The sequence below is a fragment of the Microcoleus sp. A006_D1 genome, from assembly GCF_036702805.1.
In the GTDB taxonomy this organism is placed as follows: Bacteria; Cyanobacteriota; Cyanobacteriia; order Cyanobacteriales; family Microcoleaceae; genus Microcoleus.
Genome location: NZ_JAUBVZ010000016.1, coordinates 112403 through 138298 on the forward strand (window position 1 = coordinate 112403; position 25896 = coordinate 138298).

Consider the following 25896-nt stretch of genomic DNA (forward strand, 5'->3'; position numbering starts at 1 on the left):
CCTACTGCTCGTTGATGGAAATGCTGCGTGCGGGAATGCCGATCGCAAATTCGGTTCCCCTTCCCGGCGATGAAAAACATTCTAAGCTTCCCCGGTGTTTTTTTGTGATGATATCGTGGCAAATTGGCAATCCCAATCCGGTTCCTTTGCCTTCAGCTTTCGTTGTAAAGAATGGCGTAAATAGTTTGTCTTTGATGTGTTTTGACATTCCAAGTCCATTGTCAGCTATCCGAATCTTCACTTGACGATTTGTCGGTTTTCCGCTGCTGTTGTCCGCAGAGGTCGAAATTGTAATCACATTGGGATTGCTCTCAATCTGTTTGTAGGTTTTGCCAAAATTAGCTTCTTCGAGAGCATCGATCGCATTAGCGATCAAATTCATAAATACCTGATTCAATTGTCCCGGATAGCATTCTATATTAGGCAATTCCCCGTAGTTTTTGATGACTTGAATAGTCGGGCGATCGCTATTGGCTTTCAGGCGGTGCGACAAAATCATTAATGTGGTATCAATTCCTTCGTGAATATTTGCTAGTTTTTTCTCAATCCCGTCGGTACGCGAGTAATTTCGTAAAGATTGCATGATGTCGCGGATGCGATCGGTTCCCAATTTCATCGAGTCAATCATTTTCGGCAAATCTTCTACTAAATATTCTAATTCAATCGCTGCTATTTCATCTAAAACTTGTTGTCCCGGCTCAGGAAAGTTGTCTTGATAAACCTGGACTAAACTTATCAAATCGCTAATATAGTCTTTGGCATGATGCAAGTTACCAGAAATAAAACTAACGGGATTGTTCACTTCGTGCGCTACTCCAGCCACCAGTTGTCCGAGTTGCGAGATTTTTTCAGTTTGAACTAATTGTGCCTGAGTTTGTTGGAGTTGAACGAGTATTGCTTCTAAGTCTTCAGCTTTTTGTCTCAGTTGAACTTCCGATGTTTGCAGAGCTGTTTCGGCGCGCTTGCGATCGCTAATATCGCGATTAATTACCAGGGCGTGGGGTTGCCCATCGTACTCAAAAAAGTTTGATTTTACCTCAACATCGCACAGCGTACCATCTTTTCTATGTATGACAGCTTGACAGTTAAATTCTTGGCGTCTTCTCATCGTTTGTTGGAATTCCGCGAATAAATGCAGATACTCTGGGAGAATATAATCTGGTGGATTTAAATGCAGTAATTCCTCCTCAGAATAGCCATAAATTTGACAGAGTGCGGGGTTAGCTGCGATGAATTTACCAGTCTCCAATTCTATCAGCGAAAGTCCGTCTGCTACCGTCTCAAATATGCTGCGGTATTGCTGTTCTTTTTGGACAAGTTCGACTTGAAACTGTTGCAGGCTTTCGAGAGATTCATTCAACTGGCGGGATTTGTGTTGTTCGCGGGCGTAGAGGCGGGCGTTTTCAATGGCGATCGCCGCTTGTGCCGTTAACAGTTGCAACAGTTCCAGCCGATCGCGCGTAAATGCTCCAGTCGCCAGATTATTCTCTAAATACACAATGCCAATCAACTTACTTTGATACACAATCGGCGCACATAAAATCGACTTTGGCTGGCAACTTTGAATGTAAATATCCGCTTGGTAAATTGTTTCTTGACTTGCATCACTCAATACCAGCGGTTGCTGAGTTATCCCAACGTATTTGACGATAGAAATAGGAATATCTGAGCTATTTTCAACCAGCATTGACTCCTGAAATATTGCTGATGTCATGCGGTTAGTATCCGACACTTCAACAAACAATTGCCCGTCTCGTTCTAAAATAATGCAGCCTTTTTGCGCGCCAGCATTTTCTAAGATAATGTGCAGCAATTTTTTCAACAACTTTTCTAAGACAATTTCACTATAAATTGCCTGAGAAGCTTTGATTACCGTGGCTAAATCCAAGATATTAGCATGACTGGATGTACTCGCAGTTATAGTTGCAGCTATCCGCGAATCGGCAGCTTCAGGAAATAAATTACTATAGTATTGTTCGAGTTGACGGACTTTAGCTGTCGCGCCCCACTGGATATAGCACAATCTGGCATCGTTGAGATAATTCTTGACGAAAATCAGCCGATTTTGCGATAAATAAAATCTCGCTGCTAATTCGTTAACGAGTGCGGCATCTTGAATGAAGCGGTTTTCTATTGCGAGGGCGATCGCACTATCGTAGCATTCTGCCGCCTCATACTTTTGTCCCGACAACCGCGCCACTTCCGCCCGGATAGCTAAATATTTGTGTTGGTAATTTGCAGGGCAGTTTTTCGCAAATTCTCGGAGCTCTTCCAGGCTAATGTTGAGCTGTTCTAGGTAGATTTGGCGATTTTCGCCCTCACTGGCATTTGTACAAGCAGCAGCCAGGGCTATGGCGCGGTGGAAGCGAAAAACCACGCCCAGAAAACCCCCCGCTGCACCAGCAAAAAATTCAACACCAGTATTAGCATATTCTAATGCTCGATCGACCTCACCGAACCAATTCGCTACGGTGAGTTTGTACAAATAAACCACAAAACAAGTTATCAAGTCTGCCGAGGATTCAGCAAACACTAAAAGCGATTGTTCGTCGATAAAACTTGGGGGACTTTCAGCAGTCTCCGCAGGGCAAGTAAGTTGATAAATTGCCTGTTTATTTAACAAAAAATACGCTAGCATATTGCGATCAATTTTTTCCAAAACAGGGGTGAATTCATCAATAACTTCTGCGGATCTTTGCAGCGATTCATTGCCAAAAAAACTGGTTCCGAGATAATTAACCGCAGCATACCCTGAATACTGATAAACACCTGTCTCTAAACCCTTATTAAAAGCTTTGAGCATTACAACTTTGCACTCATCAATATATTTATTGTGGTGCATTAAATCTGCCCAAATATGCAAAATACAAGCACCTAATTCAGACAAATCCCAACGTTCGTAGAGATGGATAGACAGTTCTCCTGCTTCGCAACCAGCCTCAATTTCGCCATATTTAGCAATCAAAGCCAAGGCATACGAAACGTAGCCAAAGGCGGAAATCCGGCAATTGCCATGTTCGATTGTTAGCTGAACTAACTTCATCCCGCAGAGAAATTTAGCATTGGGACTGGTAAAAAAGGCGATCGGGTCAAGTTCTTTCAAGATTCGGTGGGCGGCGAGTTGCAGCGGATCGGTGAGTGTTGGTAAATCTACTAAATCGGCCAACAACCGTTGACCTATCGTAGCTTTCGTCTTCGCCAACTCCCTGAGCAAATACTCATCATCCGGGTACGCTTCAAACTCAATTCCCAAAAATTGCAAAGTTTCTATACCCAATTGATAAGCAGCCGGTAAATCATTTTTCATCCGCAGACAAGTCATCTTTAACTCATTAACCCGACACCGTTCTAACAATGTCCTAGTTTGTCGAAAAATTCCATCTATAATTGCTAAAGCTTCGTCATATTTCCCATTCAAACATTCCGCTTCGCCCAATTCAAAATTGAGCGCCAAAGTTAACGCATAATTATCTTCCCAACTTTTTGCTGGCAAACTATTGCAGCCCGATTGGAAAAAACTCAGCGCAGTTTCAAAGGCAGAAGCAGCTTTCGCAGTTTTGCCCGCCTGCAAGTTTAACTCTGCTAATTCATAGCGTTGAATAAAATCGCAAATCAAGCCGCGAGCAAAATTCAAATGATTGACAATATCAAAAATTCGTTCTTGGCGTTCAGCTTCGCTGCTTCCTTGCAATAACAAACGCCCGATCGCCAAATGAACTACTTGTTTCTGTTCGTCAGCAATCATCGCATAGGCTGCTTGCTGAACGCGATCGTGCATGAATTTGTAGCACACCTGTCCGGGCATTTTTCCCAACTTTTCCAACTCTTCCGGCTCAAATAATTGCGGTATCCGATAAGCATCTCCTACAGGTAAAATCAACCCCACTTGCAGCGCTTCCCACAAATCCTGTGCTGTTTCAGTCCAAGATTGTTCACTAGCCACCGACAGCATATCCAAACTAAACTGATTGTCTATACAAGCCGCTATTTGTAAAATTTGTTGGGTTGCAGTTGATAAATTCTGAATCTTTTTCACCATCAACTCAACAACGTTTTCTGAAATTTCCTGCTGTTCAATATGTTTGATATCCCACTGCCACTCAGCCGCCTGCAAATTGAATTTTAGGAAACCTTCTTGATGCAAATACTTGAGCAGTTGCTTGATAAAGAATGGATTGCCGTTAGTTTTTTTTACGAGCAAATTTGCCAGCGGTGTCGCAGTTTCAGCAGCACAGCTCAAAGTTTCAGCAACCAATTGAGTAGCGCGGCCAATTGTTAGCGGTTCTAAAGTTATAGCTGTCATCGGAACTCCTGCGGCCCGAATTGCCTCATTTGCCAGCATAAACGGATGCGTCGGGCTGACTTCGTTATCCCGATAAGCAACAATTACCAGCAAGTAAGGCATTTTTCCGAGGCAATTTTGTTCGTACATCTTGACTGTTGCAGCATCTATCCACTGACAGTCATCGAGAAACATTACTAAGGGATGTTCTGCACTCGCAATTGCTTGGACGAACTGCTGCATCACTCGACTGAAGCGGTTTTGAGATTCAATGGGGCCGAGTTCTGCTACGTCTGGTTGCGGGCCTAAAATTAACTCTAACTCGGGGATGGCTTCGATCGCAACTTTAGCATTAACATCCAAAACTTGCAGCAGTTTTTGTCGCCACAAGTCAATCTGAGCTTGGCTTTCGGTCAAAATCTGCTGCACCAAGCTCCGCATAGCTTGATTGAAACAAGTGTAGGGAACATTGCGCTTGAATTGGTCAAATTTGCCCGAAACCAAGTAGCCGCGCTGCCTGGTTAAATTGCGGAGAATCTCGTGTACTAATGCTGATTTGCCAATCCCAGAATAGCCACCTACCGAGACAATTTCACCGCTGCCTTTGCTGACGCGATCGAATACTTGCAATAATTGTTCTATTTGCTCTTCCCGCCCGTAAAGTTTTTGGGGAATTAACAACTGACTCATCGCATCCAGTTGTCCGGGGATAAAGTTAGAAATTGTACCTAAATTCTCTATTTGATTCTGGCAGCGTTCTAAATCTGCTAACAATCCGGCTGCACTTTGATACCTGTCTTCGGCATTTTTTGCCATCAATTTTTCCACAATTTCCGCCAAAACTTGGGGAATTTGCGGATTTAATTGTTGAATAGGAATCGGTTGTTTGGCAATGTGACAGTGGACTAATTCCAGCGGATCGGTGCTGCGAAATGGCAATTTTCCTGTGAGCAGTTCGTAAAAGCTGATACCGAGGGAGTAGAAGTCGCTGCGGTAGTCTACAGCGCGATTCATCCGCCCGGTTTGTTCGGGCGACATATAGGCGAGAGTTCCTTCTAGGCGATCGGGATTTTTTAAGTTTGCCGTTTCTTTGTTTAACCGCGATGCGATGCTAAAATCAGCGAGTTTTACTTGATTTGTTTCGGCATTTATGATAACATTAGCTGGTTTTATATCTTTATGAATGATTTGATTTTGATGCAGGAATACTAAAGCTTTGGCTAATTGGATGGCGATGTTTAAGAATTGGGCGATCGGCAATTGGTAGCGCGCAACAGACAATGCTGATTCTGTCTGTGCTATCCACTGTTTGAGCGAGATGCCACCAAAATCTTCTAAGACTAATACTAAGCAGTTTGGGTGCGTTTCTAGGCGATCGACTTTGACTGTATACTGGCAATCGAGATATACGGTTATCTGATATTCGTGTTTTAAACGAGTTATCTGTTCTAGGGTAGGATATTCGGTATTTAAAACTTTGAGGATGGCAGGCTGTCGGTTTGCGATCGATACTGCCCGATAAATAGCTGTGTTAGTTCCTTGGTGGATGAGTTCTTGCAAGTCATAGCCAGAAATCCTTAAAGCTGGGAGCATAAATTTTGATTCCCGTCAATAAATCGGTTTCTAACTCTACAGTGCACCATGCACAATAGAAACAACAGAGTGAAATTACGGACAAAAGAAAATAATAGTTGCCAAACTACTAGCGTAGCTCATACCATTTGAGATTTGAGATTTGAGATGTTAGTCAGCCGTAGGGTGCGGATTCATCGACTATCTTCAAGAAACAGCGACAATCGAGCGATGCACCCTACGACTTATTGCTTACGCATGGAGTCTTATTCGCGGTTTATACGAAAAATCCCAGGTTTAGTAACGAGAAATACAGCAAGAAACCAGGAATAAGCCGATCGCGCGCAAGTCCCGAACTAGCCTTTGATAAACTGTTCTAATTTGTGAGCCATCTTCTCTACAATTCCCTGCGAAGTATCTGGCGCCGATGCTTCAGCTTCAATACGCTTGACAGTATCCTCTGGAAGATTCAGCAACTGCACTAATTTTTGATAAGCTGCGGCTTCGTCAGCGTTAATTTTTGGTTCATCGGGAGTCCGAGAACTAGATGAAATCACTTCATAGCCAAGTTGCAGGACTAATTCCCTTTCATCTTGAGTTTCTAGTTGGTGGATCAACTCGTCAAGGGGGATATTTTGCATGATGTAATCCCGGAGTTCCTGCTGCATTTGTTGTCCGTCGGTATCTGGCGCAAACAAACGGCAAAAGCGATCTAACATTAAATTAACTTCTTCTGTCGCCAGTTCGCCATCAGCCCAGGCCATAGAGGCCACAATTCTCAGCAGGTTCATCTGGCGGGGCGTAATTGATGGAGGTGGTGGGGTTTGCATGATTTAAATTGGTAATTGGTAATTGGTCATTCGTCATTGGTCATTCGTCATTGGTCATTCGTCATTGGTCATTCGTCATTGGTCATTCGTCATTGGTCATTGGTGTCTACTGAATATCTTATGTAGTACCAGTCTGCTGTTTGACGATTAGGCCTCGATCCCCCCTCACCCCCCTTAAAAAAGGGGGGAACCGGAAGCGCGCTCAAAGTCCCCCTTCTTAAGGGGGATTTAGGGGGATCTGGCCTCTGCTAGAAGCGAGATTTCTCTGGGTTTTAGCGGATTGTTGACACGGCTTTGGGAATTGAAAATTGGGAATTGAGCGTGATTCCTTTTTGTCTTCCCCTTCCCATTAATTTATCTCACAAATTCGATAGGGGAACACCCAGCCATCCCATAAAGTTTTGTTTCTGAATAGCCGTGGGTCGATCGACTGGTACGATCGAGTAGCGCGTCGGCCGCGATGTGGCGAGAGTAACGCGACAAGTCCGCAGTTCGTCTTGGTGAAAAACTGTTACTTCGATCGTGTCTCCCGGCTGATAATCCTTAAGCCTCTCGCTCGCTTGTTCTGCATTTACCCGAAAACCGGCGATCGCCAGCAACTCGTCCCCAGCGTCAATTCCGGCCAATTGTGCCGGAGATCCTGCTTCGACAAATTTAACCGTTTGCCGCCCGTTTTCCGCCCCCAACGTCCAACCAATCCGAGGCGAGGCGTCAGTTTCATCTACCAAAATTTGCAGCCCGAAAGGTTGCAGATATTTGTCGTAAGGCAACTCTTCTGTGCCGTCTACATAGCGCGCAAAAAAGTCGCTCAAATCGATGCCTGCGACGGACTCGATCGCACTTTGCAACTGTTCGGGAGTAAAGCCTATTTCTGTCGGCAGCGAGTGAGAATTTAACTTACCGTTTGATGTCAGATGCGCAGGCTTGGCCTCTGTTCCAGACTTTTGGTCAAAATCTGTATTTTCAGCAGCCTGACCGTTGCCAAACTGCTGCCACATCAAACGCATCACATCGTCGAGCGATCGCGCGTTGCCGTGTTTTGCCCGAATCAACAAATCCAGCAAAAACGAAACAACTTCCCCTTTCAAATAATAGGAAATCTGCGAATTGTCGCTATTAGCATCCCGGCGATAAAGTTTAATCCAAGCATCCCAACTCGACTCGCTCGCAGGCTGCACCTTCCGTCCCGGAGTCGTCTGCAAACGAGTGATTTCCTTAGCCAAATTTTGGAAATAACCTTTCACGTTGTAGATACCAGCTCGAAAAGGAATCACCAAATCGTAATAACTGGTCGTGCCTTCACAGAACCACAGAGAAGGAGTATAGTTCTCTTGTTCGTAGTCAAATACTTCGAGAGCTTTCGGTCGAATGCGTTTGACATTCCAGAGGTGAAAAAACTCGTGAGCCACCAATTGAATAAAGCGTTCGTACTTTTCCTTAGCCCGAAAACCAAAACGCGAATAGTTAAGAGTACAGCTATCCTTGTGTTCCAAACCGCCAAAACCAGACCCAGACAAATGCAGCAAAAACACATAACGGTCGTAAGGCAAACCGCCGAACATTTGAGCCTCGACTTCGATCACTTTTTGGATGTCTAGAATCGCCCGCTCTGGTTCAAAATTGCCTTTCCCCCAAACTACTAGCTGGTGGGGTTTTCCCATCACTTCAAAATCATAAGCATCGTGACAGCCAATCTCAAAAGGACTATCGACAAGCGTGTCAAAATCCGCAGCAGCAAAAGTCATATCCTGTCCGCAAACAGGCGGCAAGGTAGTCACTGTGCGCCACTCTGGCTGCGGCGGCACAACTGTGACGGTGTAGGAGTTGCGCTCAAAACCGGGTACGAAAAAGCACAGAGCCGCTGGGTTGAAATAACCGTGAGTCGAGTCTAAATGATTGGTTCGCACTGTTAGTTCGTTGGCAAAAATTCGGTAGAAAACCGTGACATCTGACACTGAATTTGTCTCGATTTGCCAGTGATTTTTGCTTTGCTTGCGCCAAGGTAAAGCACGCGCGCCCGATCGCGAGCTAAAATCTTGCAGGTGGCGGGCGTACTCTCGAACCAAGTAAGAACCGGGAGTCCACACAGGCATTTTTAAATCCAGCACCGGCTCCGACCAACCTTGCACGCGCAAAGTTACTTCAAACAGGTGGGATTCAGGATGGGGCATCGCTACCGAATAGTGAATTGTCGGTGCTGTTAGTTGTGCCTTCACGTTGTCGGCAGCGGGCGAGGTATCCAAAGAAGTAACATCAGTCATTGACTTGCCAAATTCATCAAGTGCTTGAGGTTGATCAAATGGATAGTTTGGTGGTCTGGATCGATTTTTATCCAGCCTTTACTATCGAGTTTTTCCATAATTTTGCTGGTTTCATCTAGGTTGATACCTGTCACATCAGCTAAGTCTTCATAGGGGATATTGAAGATATCTTTGCCCTCAGCAGTTTTCTGACCGTAGTTTTCTCCCAGCTCGACTAAAGTATTTGCTAGTTTAACCGCTGGCTGGCGGTTCTGGAGTTGAGACCGCAGATTAGTTTGGCGCAGCCGCCGCACCATCAATTGCAGCATCCGGTGGTGCAATTGCGGGTCTTTAAATAAGGTTTGGATAAATCGCTGAGCCGTGACGCTGATCAGGCGCACGGGTGATAGAGCAAGTACGTCATTCGATCGCGGAGATTCGTCAAGAATCGCCATTTCGCCGAAGAATGCACCCCGTCCTAAAATAGCCATTGATACAGCTCGATCGTTTGACAGGCGCCGGACTTTCACCCAGCCGGACACCACAAAGTAAATCGCGTTGCCCCAAGAATCCTCCATCACCACAGCTCTACCGGGGGGATACTCATGCTTGACGGCATTTGATAGCAGCCCTCCCAAGGTTTCTGGGTTAGCACCTTTAAATAGGGGGAACAGCTCACTGAAAGCTTCTGTTTTCATGCAAACTCGCAAAGCGTGGGAAATATAATTAGGCGACAGCCAACAGCTAGAGAACGATCGATGTTTGAGAAAATAAACAATCTGTTGCTGCTATACAAGATTGACACAAAACAAACGAGACGGACAGACAGGATATACAGATGAGAAACTTACTTCTTCTAATCGCTCCTGTAATTGATGATAAGGGTACAGAGCCGCGGTTCGCGTAAAATTGGCAGATTCTTTAATCCTCAACGGGTTTACACGCCTGTCACTGCCTGTTTAACTTTGCCCAACAGAGATTCTATGTAGTCCGGCCAGCCGATCGCGATCGACTGAGTGTGCGCCAGAGACTGCGGCTCGATCGCATCTGAAGTCCACCTCAGCGGTTGACCTTGCAAGTCGCAACAAACCAATCCGGCTGCTTTGGCTAGGGCGAGAGGGCCGGCAGTATCCCATACTTTAACTCTGCCGTTGAAATACAGGTACAAACCGGCTCGACCGAGGATCACTTCCATCACCTTTAAGCCAAAGCTACCCAGCGAGTAAAATTCGGCTCCCGGGATGCTTTGGGCGATCGCCCGGGCGTAGTTTTTCTGGTCTCTGTCGCCGAGAATAATTTTACAATTGAACGGTGTCGGAGCGGGGGGTTTGCAAAGTGCGATCGGCTGCGGCGAAGAGGTTCCCACAGTTTGGAACAATCCCCAATCCTTACCACCAAAATACATTTGGTCAAAAGCCGGGGCGTAGATCCAGCCGGCCACCGGTTCAGCCTCAACCAGCAGCCCCACCATCACAGCGTAGTGCTGTTTTCCCTGAATAAATCCCTCCGTCCCGTCCAGGGGATCGATGCACCAGAGGCGCCGGTAATTAGCCCGGTAAGCTGCTCTGGAGGCGCTGTTTTCCTCGGTAATCGTGCCGTCTTCAGGAAACAAAGCGCTAAATGCTGCTGATAGTTGTCCGTCTAAGTAGCGATCGATACTCGTCACGTAGTCGTCCGGGCCTTTCTCGGAAACTTCAAAAGGTTCCGCTGCAAGCTTGTGGGCTTCTTGACCGCACTCCCGCATGGTGTAGCGAATTTTTTGGTCTTGCTCAGGAGAAATATACATGAGGTTAAACATAAATGCTTCAGCTAACTTCAGCATAAAAGCTTAACTCCTTTGAATCGATCGATCGACCCAAGTCACTAGATATCTTGCAAAAGTCTTTTTAATCAAATTTTGGAACAGGCAAGATGCCCGTTCCACATCAATATTTTTTTATGTGGAACAGGCAAGATGCCTGTTCCTAGTTATTTTTGCAAGAGGTCTACTGTTTTTGACTCTCAAGGATTGGCGCGCGGGTGTCCTTGAAACCCAATTTGCCAACCATCTTGGCGGTTGCGAGACAAGCCCCAGACAGGATTCGCTGAATTCAAAAGATTCATCGGTAGCATCAAATCTAAAATCTAAAATCTAAAATCTAAAATCGAGCGATCGATCGCACCAGCACTTTCAACTGTAGAGGATAGAATCTTTCTCAGGTTCGATCGTTTGTCCCAGCCCCAGCATGGTAAGGAGAATAATTTGAAATATCATTTAGCATTAGGTCGCAAAATAGACCTCGATGGCATTGACCGCGATGCCCAACTCGGCAAGTGCCCCCGCCACGTCCTGCGGGCTATGAGAGACCGCTTAAATGCCACAGTTCACGCCCCGGACGGCGAAGCGATCTCGCCCGGCGACAAGGTGCGATCGAAAATTTCTTCTAAACCCGAACATTGGGCCTTAGCGCGCAAATTGTCCGAGCAAGTCAGCAGCGACGACGTGATATTTTGTACCGGCGAGGACATTGGCATTCCAGTGGCGGCGGTGTGCGGGGCCCTGAAGCAGCGCCCGAAAATTGTTGTATATTGCCACAATATCGATCGGCTGCGCGGGCGCGTCGCCCTGAAACTATTCGGTTTGGCCGACAAAATTGACATATTCATGGCCTGCGCCAGCCCTCAAACAAACTTCGCGCGCAGCTATTTAGGTCTACCTGAATCCCGCATTTTATTGCTGCTAGAACAGACAGACACCCAGTTTTTCACACCAGGCCCCGTTTCTGCCGACAAAAAGCGCCAAACAGTGGTTAGCGTCGGATTAGAAAAGCGCGACTACCGACTTTTAGCAGCGGCAACTGCTGACTTAGATGTTGACGTAAAAATTAGCGGCTTTTCTAAAGATGCCAAAGCTTTATCGCAAGCTTTCCCCGATACCATGCCCGAAAATATGTCCCGCAAATTCTACGAATGGCCGGATTTAGTGCAGCTTTACCGCGATGCAGACGTAGTTGCAGTTTGTTTGACGGACAATAAATATGCTGCTGGAGTGCAGGGTTTGTTGGAAGCCGCGGCCTGCAAACGCCCAGTCGCCATTACTCGCACTCAAGGTATGGTAGATTATTTAGCGACGGATGTTGCCAAAGTCGTAGATGTGGGAGATGCAGCAGGTTTGCGCGAGGCGATCGTCCATTTGCTAAAAAATCCTCAAGAAGCTGAATCTCTGGCGCAGCGCGGCTACGAAACGATCGCGAACCAGCACAACAGCGAACGTTATGTCGATATTTTAGTCGAGAAATTGCGATCGTTTTAATCAAACCCTAGGGTGCTTGTGGCGCACCCTAAATCACGGGCTAGAAGCCCGTGCCACAAAACAGAAATTTTCTGGTGGAACAGGCTTCGACGCTGTTCCTAAAAAATAAGTGAAACCAACCAAAAAGCCTGCTGATGAACATACTAGAAGCCCGTCCCACAAAACAGAAATTTTATTGTGGAACAGCGTCGAAGCCTGTTTCTAAAAAATAGGTGAAACCAGCCAGAAAGCCTGCTGATGAACATACTAGAAGCCCGTCCCACAAAACAGAAATTTTATTGTTGTGGAACAGCGTCGAAGCCTGTTCCCTACTCAAGACTCCCGTCCACTCACCCACTTATCCCGCCATTTCACAGTCCCTTCCGAAGCCAAAACCCAGCGGCGACAAACCAAATTTTCTCGCAGCGGCGACAAACCTTCCCGCAGCAGCGCATACTTATAAGAAATCAACTTCCCCGCACTTTCATTAAAAGGAATTTCCCCAAACCAAGTATTAGTATTGATATACTCCAGCGGGTAAGCCTTACTAATATCCCAATTCCCCAACTCAGGACAATCTCCAATCACCACAATTCTTTCCCCAGGCTGACTTTTCACACTGTTAAGCTGTGCCCGCACAATAGTTTTCGCCTTAACTCGCTCTCCCACGCGGCTAAAAATCATTACTTCCCCCGCGCCCAACTCTAAATTGTACAGCATCCCCCCTTTAACTTCAAACTTGCGGCGCGATAAAACCTCCGTATGCTCTCCATCAGGCAACTCAGTATCAACCGCTTCAATTGTAATAGAATTGCCCCGATTCATCGCCACAAACACCACAGAATCGCGATAGCGGCGCACGTAACAATAAACATCAGCAGTTAGATATTTTTGCCACTGACTCCCCATCGAAATAGCTGGATTGAGCCGCCGCAATCCAGACAGCAACCGCACATCTCGGTAAATCGGCGAATCAGTATCCCACTTTTCCATCATCGGGCGGTTGTAAGGGTCATTTCCCCCTTCTGTATCATCGTGCAGATACTGTTCAGTGCCATAATAAAGGCACGGAATGCCACGACTCGTCATCATTAAACATATCGCCAATTGCAACATTTGTCGATCGGCATTCAACGACTGAAACCTCGGCATATCGTGATTGTCAATAAAAGTAATCAACTCCGTCGCCCCGTAGTAGCGGTGATCCAAGTCCAGAACATCTTGGACTAACTTAAATCCCGCTTCCGCCCCCTGTCCCAATACTTCTCGAATTGCCACGCACAGACCAAAATCTAAAATAGTCATCCCCGACTCATTGACAAATTCCACAGAAAGGTCATTTCTCGGGTCGCTATAAATCCACTCGCCAAAAATAAAAACATCAGGTCTATGTGTTAAAATGTCAGCAGTAAATTCCTGCCAAAACCAAATCGGCATATGCTTAACAGTATCAACCCGCAAAGCATCAACACCTCTATCCAGCCACTGTTTAATTGCTGACTTAATGTAACTACGGTAAGCAATATTGTTTTCGTTGAAAGTCGCCAAACCCGACAGTTCACAGTTTTGGACTTGCCATTCATCTTCCCAGTTGGTAACTTCGCCATAGTGGTGATACCAATCATCTTCATCATCGTTAAAGTCAGCTATTTTGACGCCATCGTCGTAGAGTTCCCCTTTTTTGCCGCTAAAATCCGGGTTGCTGTGATTGCAGACAATATCGAGCACGAGTTTCATTTTTCGCTGGTGCAACTCATCTACTAACTTGTCAAATACGGTATCTTTAGTTTCTTGTGTTTGGTTAACAGAAGGATTATCGCCTTTGGCAATAAACCGGGGATTTAGTCGCTTGAAATCTTTAGTCCAGTAGCCGTGAATCGCAGCTTGTTCGACAAATAATGCCTCTACTTGCTCGAACAGCGGCGTCAGCCAAACTGCGGTAACACCCAAATCTTTTAAGTAGTCTAGTTTGTCGATAACTCCCTGCAAGTCGCCGCCCCAATATTTGCCCCAATCTTTGCCTTCTGGATCGTAAAGTTCAGGGTTTGGGCCTTCGTTATTTGTGGGATCGCCATCCTGGAAGCGATCGACTACAATGAAATAAATTGTTTCTTGTCGGAATTCAATGTCTCTGGTGTAAAGGAATTCTAAATCGAGTTCTGTTTCTAGCTTAACTTCTTCTATCAGAGACTCAATTTTTTGTTCTGGTTCTGTAACTTCGTATTGAGAGGAAGTTTGATCGGGAGTGACTGGTGTCATGAGATATATTTTTTGATATTGTAAGATTGGTCAGTTATTCGGAGTTAGAGTCGGAGATAGCTTTCCCCTCTTACTGACTTTTACAGGATCATACGGAATTTACTCGTTTAATTAAATCTTCCTTTAGACAGATGGCGGAGTCATCTATAGGGTTGTAGTGAGGACTTCGATCCGAGCGAGTTTTAGGAGGACTGAAGTCCTCACTACAAAGCAATTTAATTGTGGTTCGTAGTGAGGACTTCAGTCCTTCCTTTCTATTCCTCCCGCAAGTTTTGGATATCTTCAACACTCAAACCAGTAGTTTGACTAATAGTTTGATTGTCAAGCACATTGACAAGTTGTCTGGCAATTTCCAGAGCCTTTTCTCTCATTCCTAGCGCGAGTCCTTCTTCTAGTCCTTGTTCTCGCCCTTCTTCTAGTCCTTGTTCTCGCCCTTCTTCAATTCCCTTTCGCAAGATTCCCTGCTGATCCATAATATACCTCTCGCGATCTTCTAAATCTTTCAACTCTTCAGCATTCAAGTTAGTTTCATTAGCAATAGCAAAAGCTTGTTGTATTTCCGAGACATTTTCCATTGTTGACGGTACTACTTCCAAACTGGGGGCATTTTTCATAAAATAAACCCACTTATCAGTCAAAGTTTCCAACTGATCCAATTGTTTGTTGAATTTCGGCAATTCAATAAATATCATTTCCATCCCTGGATCTGGATACTCAAATAAACGCTTTTTCTCCTTGAACACAAAGTGAGAAATTACTTCTCGGTCATTTGCAAACATTTCAAAATCAGTAATTGTCAAAGCAATTACAGGTTTTAACTTAAAGTAACCTTCGCCGCGAATCAGTTGTGTCGAGTAAGTTTTCGCAGTATTGTAAACCACCCGTTTCGCAAAAGATTCTACATTTAAAACTTGCATTTCGATAATTACAGTTGCGCCTCCTGCAAGTCTAGCTTTGACATCCAGGTAAGAGTCTTTGAGATACTGGACTCTCGATGCTAAATATGGATCGATAATTTCCAAGTCGGCAATGGTGGGATTGCCATCATAAATCATCGCATTGAGAAAGCTGATTAAGATTGGTTTGCTTTCGTTACCACCGAATATTTTTTTGAAGGCAAACTCGATTTTGGGGTTAATGAATCTCATGGTTAGTTTTCGAGTTCTTAGCGCTTTAACGACTCAATCTATCTGCCAATGATAATCAAAACATTTAAAGACTTGCTGAGTGCTGCGGGTATAGCCATATTTTACGATATTGCGATTGCTGAACATTAAGATTTTTTAGCTAATTTAAATTATAACTTATACCCTAACAATGCAGCACTAAAATTGGTTTGTAGTGAGGACTTTAAGTGGGCAAGCACAAAAAAACATAGTATCTGGTAGGGGCGGGTTTAGCCAATAATCTATGATACCAGCCAGTTTATCAAGGCAAAACCCGCCCTCTCCCCATGCTTCTATTCCGTCAAATCGACTTGTCGAATCTCTTCTAGCGTCATATCCAAACATTGCGCGATTTGCTCATCACTCAATCCTATTGCTTGCAAGCGAGCAATCGCCTCAATTTTCGCCTGCTGCTTTCCCCGCAGAAACTCAGGCGACTCTTCAGATGACGTGCAGATATTCAGCGAGCCGATTACATTATTATGAGCGACATGATAGCCATTAATAACGCCACCAGTAACGTTGCTAATCATCGACTTCCGAATCAGCGTCGATCGCAAATTCAACTTATTAACCTCTTCTCCAAAAGAATCAGAGAACAACTGCCATAACTCGTAGCCCACATCTTTAGCATAACCCTCAGTACAATTCAGCGCTTGAGCAATATCGCCGTACTTTTGCCGCTTCAAAACGCCCTCAATCACGCCAACTTGCATATCATCTAAATGCTTGCCAGTTTTCGCAAAGACCACTTCATCTGCAAAAGCCAGTGCTTCCTTAACGTTCACCCGCGCCTCCTCACAATATCCGAGCGATCGAACTAAAACCGTCTAGATCCGACTATTTTCGCCTTTAATACAAAAACGATTAAAGCTTTATCAAAACTTTTTATATTATACGACTTTATCCGACCTTTTTCGACTATACAAATTTATTGTTCAACTGTAGCATTGTGAAAGTAAAACAATCGCTCAAAGAAACTAACTTATGACGACTACCCAACTCGCTCTCGACAAAAAAGCAAATCCTTTGATGATGCACCTGAGCATCTTGCCCAAGTACGGCATCTCCCAAGAGCAATCTAGCTACGATCCCAGCACCCAGACTTCCAACATCACCTCCATGAGTGGCTCCTGGTCTACTCGCAGTGGCTCCAGTATTTTTCAGTTTGAACCTAGTGATGACGACCAGCAAGAAGACGACTAGAATTTGCTCTGACTAAGGTAGTTTTTTGCTTGCCATCTGATTTCTTGAAAGACCTGCATGAATTTTTGCATGACAGGTCTTTCACTGTCAACTTTATTTCAATTGATTTGGTTGTGATACCAGTTTCAACAAAGAATGCAGCCGCACACAAGCTCGAAACCCATACAAAATCCGTCCTTTCCAATCTAAAATCTAAAATCTAAAATTTAAAATCGTATGACTGACCTTTTAATCGTGACTTCCGAGACAGACATTCATGCGGATGTCGTTATCAACGAATTGCAAAAATCAAATATTCGAGCAATTCGATTGAATTCAGAAAGTTTTATTCAAAAAAGCCAATATGCTTACTCGTGGCAAGCTTCTGGCAATCCCACTCAAAGTTTTTTGTCCTTTGAAGACTCCTTGAGAGAAGTTCAAGAAATCGGTGTGATTTGGTGGCGCAAACCCGACGACTATAAAGTTTTTCCAGAAGTTGATGATGCTTGGGCAATCAAATATTGTCAACAAGAAACAGAATCTTTGATGTACTCTCTGTCTGGTTTATATCCTAAAGCGAGGTGGGTCAATAACTACTACAAGATTAGATTGCCATCCCATCGGATCAACCAAATCCCCATTGCTCAAAAACTGGGAATTACTATCCCTCCCACACTCGTCACAAATTCCTACGATGCTGCTTGCAACTTTGTCACAGAACAGGGAAAGTGCATTGTCAAACCGATGCGCTACTCTGGTTTTTTACATGATGACAAGCAGTATGCGTGTTATACTCGCCCCATTGATGTCGAAACACTTGAGGAATTTCGAGACAGCATTCGATTGGCACCTGTTTTTATTCAAAAACGCATTCAAAAGAAAGCAGAATATCGTGTTACATTAATTGGCAAGCAAAGTTTTGTTTGTCGCATTGATGCCAAACATACCAACGATGCAGACGTGACCTTAGATTGGCGAGTCACCGAACCAAACAAACTCGTTCATGTTCCCGACAATCTGCCGATAGATTACCTCAACAAACTCCATCAAATGCTTGACGAGTTCGGCTTAAATTTTGGTGCATTCGACATCATTCGCGACGTTGACGACACGCTTTATTTTATCGAACTCAATCCTAACGGACAATGGTATTGGATAGAAATTCTCACTAAAATGCCGCTAGTTCGCGCAATGGTTGAACTCATCGAATATTTAGCGCTTCAATATCAACAGGATTGCTGAATTATATCAAGACTTACGCATTTTATTGGGATTGCTTTCTCGCAATGACCAGGAATCAGATTGACCATAATATCGTGGGCGGGGCGGGTTTATTATATTGTAGATTATAGGCAATTATGGTTGGTGAACCCGCCCCTACAAGAATTGTGGTCAATTGACCGGACATAATATGAGATTGCTTCGTTCCTCGCAATGACAAGCAATTAACGAACAGCAGCCACCTCCTCAACTTCCACCTCAGAATGTTCCACGCGGAACACATTTGCACTTAAATTAGCAACAATTTGTTTCCCCTGTTGCGTTAGTTCCAAATAGCCGATCGCATCTTTGACATACCGATAAACCACATTCCAATAAAACTTAGGATACCCATCCCGCAAATCCGCCGGATTGTGATACCCCAACACCCGATTTTGACCAGTCTCCTCAAACTCGTAAAACAGCCCAGGAAGCTTTTGCAAATATCGCGGATCGCTCAACTGACCGATTAAATCCGCCGCCCGCACCAAGCCCGGATAGTTCACAGTATCTTGATGGTCTTCATCCCGAGGAACCGGGAAACGAGTTAACTCAATATTCTGCTTAACCAAGTCCGCATCAATCAGTCTGTGACCCCCAAAACGTTCCTCAACAAACATTTTTCCCCGATCCACATGATAAGGCGTCAAACTCGCATCAGTCGCCCCCCGAGGCAGCGTTAATTTCATGTCGCCTATTCCCGTCGCATAAAGTCCCAAATCTGTTCTATCTTGCCGGCAAACGCCCTTAACATATCCGATATCGTGGCACAGCAAAGCAATGTGGAAATGCAGCCAATTTTCGCAGGAAACACCACCCTCGCGGATGTGCTTCCCGCGCAGAATTTCTTGTCCCACCAAGGTCACTAAAATAGTGTGTTCTACATTGTGGTAAAGAGCATCGCTATTCGCAATATTTTCTAAAGCCATACTCGCTACCCAAGCAATAATTTCGGCATAGTCAGATTTGAAGCCGCCGTAGGTGTGGCGGTAGCCTTCAATCAGCCGATTTACAAAAGCGTTAATCAGCAGTTCGGTTGCGTTAAACATATTTACTTCCATGAGCCAAAATAGCTAGTTAAATTATTTTTATTGTTATGGTTTGTGCTGCTACCGTTTAATGTTATTATTGATTTAACAGCGACGGTGGATGTCTGCTGCTATCTAGAAGCATCATACTAATATTATCAACGATTATTGCTTGTATTACGGATAGAACGACTAGCAGAGCGATGCACCCCGTAAATAATTGAGATCAATGGGCGATCGAGGTATGACACCCCTCAATCAGCAGTAGGGCGTTATATCCTCCCCGCATACGTCAGCCAAAAACGAAAGCTCTCGAAAACGCAACCCCACTAATTACTCATGCACAGGATTCAGCTTGCACATCGGCGGTATGTGGAAAAGACGATCTCCCCAGAGCTGGAGATCTCAAAAGGACACCGTGCGGAGTATAAGTTGGCACAAACACGCCCGCTGCTTGCCGATCGAGCCACTGTCGCACTGGTTGGACGAGGCGATCGCCAAAACTTAAGTATTGGCACCGATTTTTAGGAAAAATATTTGTAGTCTAGTTCATGATTGACCTCAGTAATTATTACTAACAGAAAGTTATGAATCACTCTTCTTAATCATCAACCAAATCCGCCGTTACTACAGTGACGCAAATCAGTTTTTACCGTGACACTCGCAGCCACAAAATGCGATTCCACCCTAAAAAATGTGATTGCAAGTCCGCACGCCGATCAACCAGTCTTGGGGGATTCATACCTTAATTTAGTAAAGCCATTCGATATTCTGTTCTATGTTTTACCCTCACTCGTTTAGTCAGCAATATCATACCCGATTTTTTGCTCCCAAGGCTAGAGAGTCAGATCAAACATTAATAGCTCTGCTTTACCGTGGGCTTCGGCTCACCTTTTTCTACAATTGTTTGATGATTTATCTTAATTTACACTCTCAAGTCGCGGCGGGAAGAAAGGTATTTTTACTTATTGATTTTAGGAGATTTATGGATTATATTATTAAATAATGGGAGTGGTTGATTTAGTTTAAAAAATTCCACCACTTCTATTATCTAATAATACCTCGTCAAGGCGGCAATGTCAAGCTTTTTATCCCACTAAAATCGTCTATTTTTTTTAATTTCTTAAAAAGAATAGACGATTTTAGTAAACCAGTCATCTAGGGGCGACAGGATATGATGGCCCAAGACTCAATCCCAGGATTGAAATTGTACAACCCAATGCTGTACAAAAGCAGTAATGCGATCGCGCCTAGTTTCAAAAGTAGCAGCAATCCAGATAAACACAATCCCAAAAGCCAAACCTATCGCCCATTTAATCAGCGGATAATCGAATATCAGAACCACCAACTGATAGAAAACATTGATTAAAAAAAATCCTGTTCCCACCAACAAAAATGCCCGAACTCGCAGTGCCAAACCCGCTGCAATCGCCACCAAACTAAGAGCTCCTGCAACTAAACCGTGGCTTTGCTGAGTCAAAAGAGGTATCCCGCAAATCAGCGCAGTGGCGAGCATCCGCAGATTGTGGCGCAGCGGTTTTTGTGCTGGTAGTTGCAAAGCGCGATCGAACTGAGCAACGTAAAGGAAAGAAAGCCCTAAAGGAGTAAAATAAAACTCTGGCTGAGTCAATCCCATTTGTCCAAACCATCGCAGCAATATCCAGTCAATTATCGCCACACTCACATAGGTAAAACGGACTTCCTGTTTTTCCCAAGCTAGGAAAACATAAAACCCAGCAGCTATCAGCAAGCTAATCGGATAAAACTTCGCCGGAGATTCCAGAATAACAACTAGGGGAATCAGGGAAGCAATTATTTGCCAAGGTTTTTTTGACCAACCCCAGTTATCCCAAGGTAAAATGTAAATGAAATAGGCAAATAGAGAAGTGAGGGCAACTTTCCACGGCGCTAGCGGCCCGGAAATGTACTTGACTAAAGGCGTATTGAGCCAATAAAGCCGGATGCCAAAGGCTTCTAGCCAACCGAGGTAGATCCAAATTTCTCCCCATTGGCGATCGAGATTATTTCGCCCTTGCAAGAAAGCGTATTGCACTAATAGAGCGCCAGTGACTAATCCTAGATTTAAGGCTGATTTAAGATCGTGGGTAGAAGCTGAAATCAGCAGCACACTGCTTAAAACCCAGTGCAGGTGAGCGAATATTTTTAACTGCGCATTAGTTAAATGCAAATAGCTGCTCAACCAAGGAGACAATATTCGATAGAGATACGTTAAAGTTGTGCCGAGAGTTGCCAGGATAATTAAGCCGTCGCCAAAAGCTCCTCCTCGTGTTTGAGAAAGTTGATATAGTAGGGATTCGTAAGCGCCAACCGATACGCCAATTAATCCTAAATAAACCAAAGGTTTAAATTGTTGCTCCCGCCTGCCAATGCCGATCGCAATTAAAGACACACCTAACACAGTTAAACCAGTCCAATTGGCAAAAGTGTGCGATCGCAAAATCAAGCCTAACAACCCGTAAACTAGAGGTATAATGTGAATGCTAGGTAAAATTGTGCTAACGGAGTTGCGCCGCCGCCACAAATCGCCCAACAATTGCGAAAACAAGCCGATCGCAATATTCGCCACTGCCAAATTAATCGTAGTGCGCTCGACAAAACTCAAACCAACTGCTGTCAGCAACTCCAAACTCCAAGCCAAGGCATAAATTGCCAGAGGGGAAACTTGGCCCAAACTTCGGAAAACAATCGCAGCCACGATTACCAAAGTAGCAGCCAATACTTCAGCAGAGGGCGAGAAACTAAAGGTACTGCGTGCGTAGAGCTCATAGGAATAAAAAGTAATAGTTGTTAACAGCAAGCCAGCGAGTAAGATTGCCCAACCATCCAAAGCTCGATCGTAAATTTGACCTAATTGAGAAGGCTCAGGCAAACCGCTGGAATAACGAACAATCATGCTGCGAAGCAACCACAGACACAAAAGAGCGATCGCCCCGGCAATTCCCCAAGCCCAACCAGACACAAAACCTAATTCATAAATCACCGCAACTACAAAACTTAAGCCAAATCCGACTCCAATTGCCGCCGCTGGTAGCTCAACTAAATAGTAAGTATTGACTAACATCAACAGTGCAGCTAAACCCAAACCAATTAACCTGTATCCCGGAAAACCCAAAATCAGAAATTGTGCGAATATTAGGGCGATCGCGCTCAAGGTACTGGCACGCTGTTTGTGGGAAACCTCACTATATTTAGCAACAGCAGTCAAAGCCAAAGGAGTCGCCAGCCAAAGCAAACTCCACTGAGGGCGGGCAGTACCCGCAGTAAAATAGTTTTGCAGCAAGATAAAGCTGAATCCCGCTAATCCTAAGCCAAGATACCAGGAACTTTGGAACCATGCAGGATGCCAGCGGAAAAAGGCAGAACTTTCTCGGGTATTGGCGGCTTTCATCCAGACAAAGAATCCCCATTCAGCCGCCATGAAAATCAATAAAATTCCCGCCCAAATATTTGCTGTCTGGTTCGGTAAAAATAAGTCAATTGCCGAACATATCGCGCCTAAACTAATAATGTGAGTTAGGTAAACCAAAAATGCCGGATTTCGCTTTTTTTCAACAGCAGAATCAGGTCTCGAAACTCGCCGGGAATTCTCGGGAATTACGTATTTCCAAGTTATCCAAGCTAAAGTAAAAGTAGACACCAATAAATTGAGCGATCGCCAAAAGGGATTGACTAAACTAATAATAGTTAAAAAACTTCCCAAACCGAGAGCCAGATTTTCGCCAAAACTGGCAAGTTGAAACTTTCGCGATCGGTAGAGCCACTGCGCCACACTTACAGTTAAAATTAAATAAGGTAACAGCACAACGCTCCAAAAAGCCCAAGGAGTTTCCTGAGAGTTGGTAAGCTGAGTTAAAAATCCAACAAATTGTGTTTTAATTCCGAAAGGAAGCACTCGCCAAAACAGCCAAATACTCTGAAGTCCCACCGCTTCAAGCATTAGCAAATCAAACTTTTGCCAAAACCGCACTAAGCGGTTATAAAAAAACCACACAGCCAATCCGCTAACTGTGATCGCCTGTAGCGGAATTTCGCGAAAACAAACCAGCCACCCCAAACCCAACAAACCCCCTCCCGCTAATTGCCAATTAAAAAAGTTACTGGGATTTGACTGATCGGATATATTGTTTCTAGTAGTCCCAGATGCGACGGGTTGCTGCCAATCAAGCCATCCTAAAACCACGCCGCAAATTCCCAAAGCTAAACCCATTTCAGCGATATCTAGACCCTTGACAAATATCGCCCGACCTAGTAAAATTCCTAAGGAATAAGCTATTAAAGCAGCTTTTTTGTAAGTCAGAAAATCTCGGGTGGAATTGAAAGCAGCGGCGATAGTTTCAGTGTCTCCCCCGCGTTTGATAGATTGCAACCGTTGTTGCTGAACTTGATAAACTGTAGCAGCAGCAGTTCCCACCGTACCCAAATAAACCGCAGCCAGGGAAAAGCCGGCGAACCCCCAACAAGAGTGCAAATAACTCAATCCCAAATGATTTAGGGCGATCGATATAGTTAAGTTTTTTCCAAACAAATTTTGATACTGATCTTTGATAATCCCGCGCGTTATCCAAGTCAGAATAAGTGCGGCGGCGATTGCAACTGCCCAATTCCAAGGATATTGCCACAATCCAAAAGTATCCATCGCCCAAAAATTTATCGGCACTAGCAACAGCGTCACTTCTTCCAAAGTTTGAGCCGTCAAGCGCAAATTAGCCTGTTTTTTTGCCCAACTGCTAATCGCCCAAAATGTTAAAGTATAAGCTAGCAAAACTCCGTATTGTCCGGCGGCCGGAAATTTTTCCCACTGACTGGCGGCTAAGACTCCTGAGGAGACAACTACCATGAACACTCCTAAAAATAATAGCCACAAAACGCTAATTTCGGCTATTAGCGACTGCAAAATTTGAGCTATAAAGTTTGGGGTTTGAGCAGTTTCTGGGCGCTCGGCAACGTTTTTTGTGGTGCTGGGGAATGCTTTTTGTGTTGATAGAGCAGGTACTTTTGGTTGGGGAATAGGATATAGCGGGCGATCGTCAATTTCCGAAATACTGACAGCGGGATCGGGTATCGGGCAGACTAAATACTGCCGGCATAATTGCTCAACCTCAGCGGGGGAAATCAAGCCCAGGCGCAGCCAGGCATCTAAACCTGTCAACAACTCAGGATGGGAGGCTAAGACGCTGAATTCTATTTTGCTCGATCGACCTTTAGGAGACGACATCGGCTTAAACTGGTACTAGGTACATTCCAGCTATAGCCTAGATTACTGTCGAGCGAACATCCGAGTATTCCGCCCTGAGAATTGGCACAATCAGTACCGATCGCCAAACGAAAAAATAACCGCGTCCATCTGCGTGTATCTGCGGTTAAAAACTCCAAATTAGGACAGTACAATGACTTGTCCTAATTTGGGAGAGATTTCAGCAAAGTTTCTACACTAGCATTGTGGTCGATGAAGGAAAACATATGTTTAAATACCAGTTTTCCGCGTTCATCCAAAACAAACTGAGCGGGCAAAGGAGCACCCAAAGCTTGACCGACTTGATAAGCCCGAAACACTTGACAACTTGGATCGGACAGCAGAGGCATTTTCAAGCCTAAATCTTTAACCACAATTTGGCTTTGGCGATCGTCGGTGCTTGTTACCATCAATAATTCTATATTGCGATCGGCAAATTGTTCCCATTTTGCATTCAAAGCTTTAATGTGAGGAAAACAGAAAGGGCAATATTGCTTTTCAGTAAAAATCCGCGTAAAAGCCAGAACTACCGGCTTATCGCCCCGATAATTCGACAGTCGCACCAATTTGCCATTATTAATATCCGGCAATTCAAAATCTGGCGTCATCTGTCCCAGCTTCAGAATATTAGTGGCGGGAACAGGCAATAAATTTTGGAAAAACCGCTGATTTAACAAGCCCCTAAAATCAGTAGAAGTCAGCATATTTCCGGCGTTGGGTAATCGGTAATTGGTAATTAAAAATCCGGTGAAACGAATGCCCCTGCGGGTAGGGGCACGGCACAGCGCCGCCTCCCTACAAATATAATCTGCTTAAACAGCAGCAAAGAACACCTTAGACTTCACAGGATCGGGAGTCATAGTCTTGTCACCTGGCTGCCAGCCGGCGGGACAAACTTCATCTGGGTGAGACTGGACGTGTTGAATAGCTTGCAGAATGCGGAGAGTTTCGTCTACGCTGCGGCCGAAGGCAAGATTATTGATAGTAGAGTGTTGGATGATGCCTTCTTTGTCGATGATGAACAGACCTCTGAGGGCAATGCCTGCTTCTGGGTCTAGGACGTTGTAGTCTGAACTGATTGTTTTTTTGAGGTCAGCAACTAACGGATAGTTGAGGTCGCCGATACCGCCTAATTTGCGGTCTGTTTGTATCCAAGCGAGGTGAGAGAATTCGCTGTCAACGGATACGCCGAGGATTTCGGTATTGATTTTGTTGAAGTCCTCATGGCGATCGCTAAATGCTGTAATCTCAGTCGGGCACACAAAGGTGAAGTCCAAGGGATAGAAGAACAGGACTACATACTTTTTGCCTTTATAGTCTGACAGTTTAACTGTCTTGAATTCCTGATCCACTACGGCTGTTGCTGCGAAATCGGGTGCAGCTTGACCAACCCGGAGGCATTCACTCGTCATAGATTTTGTTTCCTTTTTTACGAACTGTTACAAATATATCATACTCATAACGACTACAAGTATAGCAGTTGACCTGGGACAGTGGACAGTTGACAGTTGCATAACCCGAATCAAACCATTGATGCAGTACGGGTATC

General features: G+C 44.7%; 15 protein-coding genes and 1 pseudogene. 3 read left to right on the forward strand and 13 right to left on the reverse strand.

Annotated features, from left to right (window positions below; all coding sequences use genetic code 11):
• Position 1: 1 nt before the first annotated feature.
• The 5 genes from QUB68_RS23735 to QUB68_RS23755 all read right to left on the reverse strand — a co-directional run bounded on the left by QUB68_RS23735 (position 2) and on the right by QUB68_RS23755 (position 10746).
• Positions 2 to 5875 carry a trifunctional serine/threonine-protein kinase/ATP-binding protein/sensor histidine kinase gene (locus QUB68_RS23735; protein WP_332997052.1) on the reverse strand — a complete coding sequence of 1958 codons (5874 nt, stop codon included), beginning with the start codon at positions 5873 to 5875 and terminating at the stop codon, positions 2 to 4.
• Between the two features lie 335 nt (positions 5876 to 6210).
• Positions 6211 to 6684 carry a tellurite resistance TerB family protein gene (locus QUB68_RS23740; protein ID WP_332997054.1) on the reverse strand — a complete coding sequence of 158 codons (474 nt, stop codon included), beginning with the start codon at positions 6682 to 6684 and terminating at the stop codon, positions 6211 to 6213.
• 359 nt (positions 6685 to 7043) lie between these two features.
• Entirely contained in the window at positions 7044 to 8945 is a 1902-nt protein-coding gene (locus QUB68_RS23745) for a M61 family metallopeptidase (RefSeq protein ID WP_332997056.1), read from the reverse strand.
• A complete protein-coding gene (locus QUB68_RS23750; protein ID WP_332997058.1) occupies positions 8942 to 9622 on the reverse strand; it encodes a Crp/Fnr family transcriptional regulator in 681 nt (226 codons plus the stop codon). The genes QUB68_RS23745 and QUB68_RS23750 overlap by 4 nt, the downstream gene beginning before the upstream one ends.
• Positions 9623 to 9861: 239 nt before the next feature.
• The gene (locus tag QUB68_RS23755; protein WP_332997060.1) at positions 9862 to 10746 is read right to left on the reverse strand and encodes a 3'(2'),5'-bisphosphate nucleotidase CysQ family protein; all 885 of its coding nucleotides are present in this window, start codon (positions 10744 to 10746) and stop codon (positions 9862 to 9864) included.
• Between the two features lie 420 nt (positions 10747 to 11166).
• On the opposite strand from QUB68_RS23755, the gene QUB68_RS23760 reads away from it, so the two are divergent.
• Positions 11167 to 12216 carry a glycosyltransferase family protein gene (locus QUB68_RS23760; RefSeq protein ID WP_332997062.1) on the forward strand — a complete coding sequence of 350 codons (1050 nt, stop codon included), beginning with the start codon at positions 11167 to 11169 and terminating at the stop codon, positions 12214 to 12216.
• 312 nt (positions 12217 to 12528) lie between these two features.
• Here QUB68_RS23760 and QUB68_RS23765 read toward each other — a convergent pair whose 3' ends face one another.
• The 3 genes from QUB68_RS23765 to QUB68_RS23775 form a co-directional block, all read right to left on the reverse strand.
• A complete protein-coding gene (locus tag QUB68_RS23765) occupies positions 12529 to 14454 on the reverse strand; it encodes an alpha-amylase family glycosyl hydrolase (RefSeq protein WP_332997065.1) in 1926 nt (641 codons plus the stop codon).
• Between the two features lie 254 nt (positions 14455 to 14708).
• Positions 14709 to 15602, reverse strand: a complete 894-nt coding sequence (locus QUB68_RS23770) for an Rpn family recombination-promoting nuclease/putative transposase (protein ID WP_332997067.1) — start codon at positions 15600 to 15602, stop codon at positions 14709 to 14711.
• Between the two features lie 311 nt (positions 15603 to 15913).
• Positions 15914 to 16408 (reverse strand): hypothetical protein, encoded by a 495-nt coding sequence (locus tag QUB68_RS23775; RefSeq protein WP_332997068.1) that lies wholly within the window; start codon positions 16406 to 16408, stop codon positions 15914 to 15916.
• A gap of 199 nt (positions 16409 to 16607) precedes the next feature.
• Between QUB68_RS23775 and QUB68_RS23780 the strand changes: the two genes are divergently transcribed.
• Together QUB68_RS23780 and QUB68_RS23785 are read left to right on the forward strand one after the other, a co-directional pair.
• Positions 16608 to 16826, forward strand: a complete 219-nt coding sequence (locus QUB68_RS23780; protein WP_332997070.1) for a hypothetical protein — start codon at positions 16608 to 16610, stop codon at positions 16824 to 16826.
• Positions 16827 to 17042: 216 nt separating this feature from the next.
• Positions 17043 to 18047, forward strand: coding sequence for an MvdC/MvdD family ATP grasp protein (locus QUB68_RS23785; protein ID WP_332997072.1), 1005 nt, complete (start codon positions 17043 to 17045; stop codon positions 18045 to 18047).
• Positions 18048 to 18250: 203 nt separating this feature from the next.
• Here the strand turns inward: QUB68_RS23785 and QUB68_RS23790 are convergent, their stop codons facing one another.
• The 5 genes and pseudogenes from QUB68_RS23790 to QUB68_RS23810 form a co-directional block, all read right to left on the reverse strand.
• Complete coding sequence (locus QUB68_RS23790) at positions 18251 to 19114, reverse strand: Npun_R2479 family HD domain-containing metalloprotein (RefSeq protein ID WP_332997074.1); 864 nt, start codon at positions 19112 to 19114, stop codon at positions 18251 to 18253.
• A 237-nt stretch (positions 19115 to 19351) separates the two neighbouring features.
• Positions 19352 to 19456, reverse strand: a pseudogene (locus tag QUB68_RS23795) (Mo-dependent nitrogenase C-terminal domain-containing protein).
• Between the two features lie 826 nt (positions 19457 to 20282).
• Positions 20283 to 24329 carry a hypothetical protein gene (locus QUB68_RS23800; protein ID WP_332997076.1) on the reverse strand — a complete coding sequence of 1349 codons (4047 nt, stop codon included), beginning with the start codon at positions 24327 to 24329 and terminating at the stop codon, positions 20283 to 20285.
• Between the two features lie 182 nt (positions 24330 to 24511).
• Complete coding sequence (locus QUB68_RS23805; protein WP_332997078.1) at positions 24512 to 25051, reverse strand: peroxiredoxin family protein; 540 nt, start codon at positions 25049 to 25051, stop codon at positions 24512 to 24514.
• A gap of 108 nt (positions 25052 to 25159) precedes the next feature.
• Positions 25160 to 25759 (reverse strand): peroxiredoxin, encoded by a 600-nt coding sequence (locus tag QUB68_RS23810; protein ID WP_332997080.1) that lies wholly within the window; start codon positions 25757 to 25759, stop codon positions 25160 to 25162.
• Positions 25760 to 25896 lie beyond the last annotated feature (137 nt).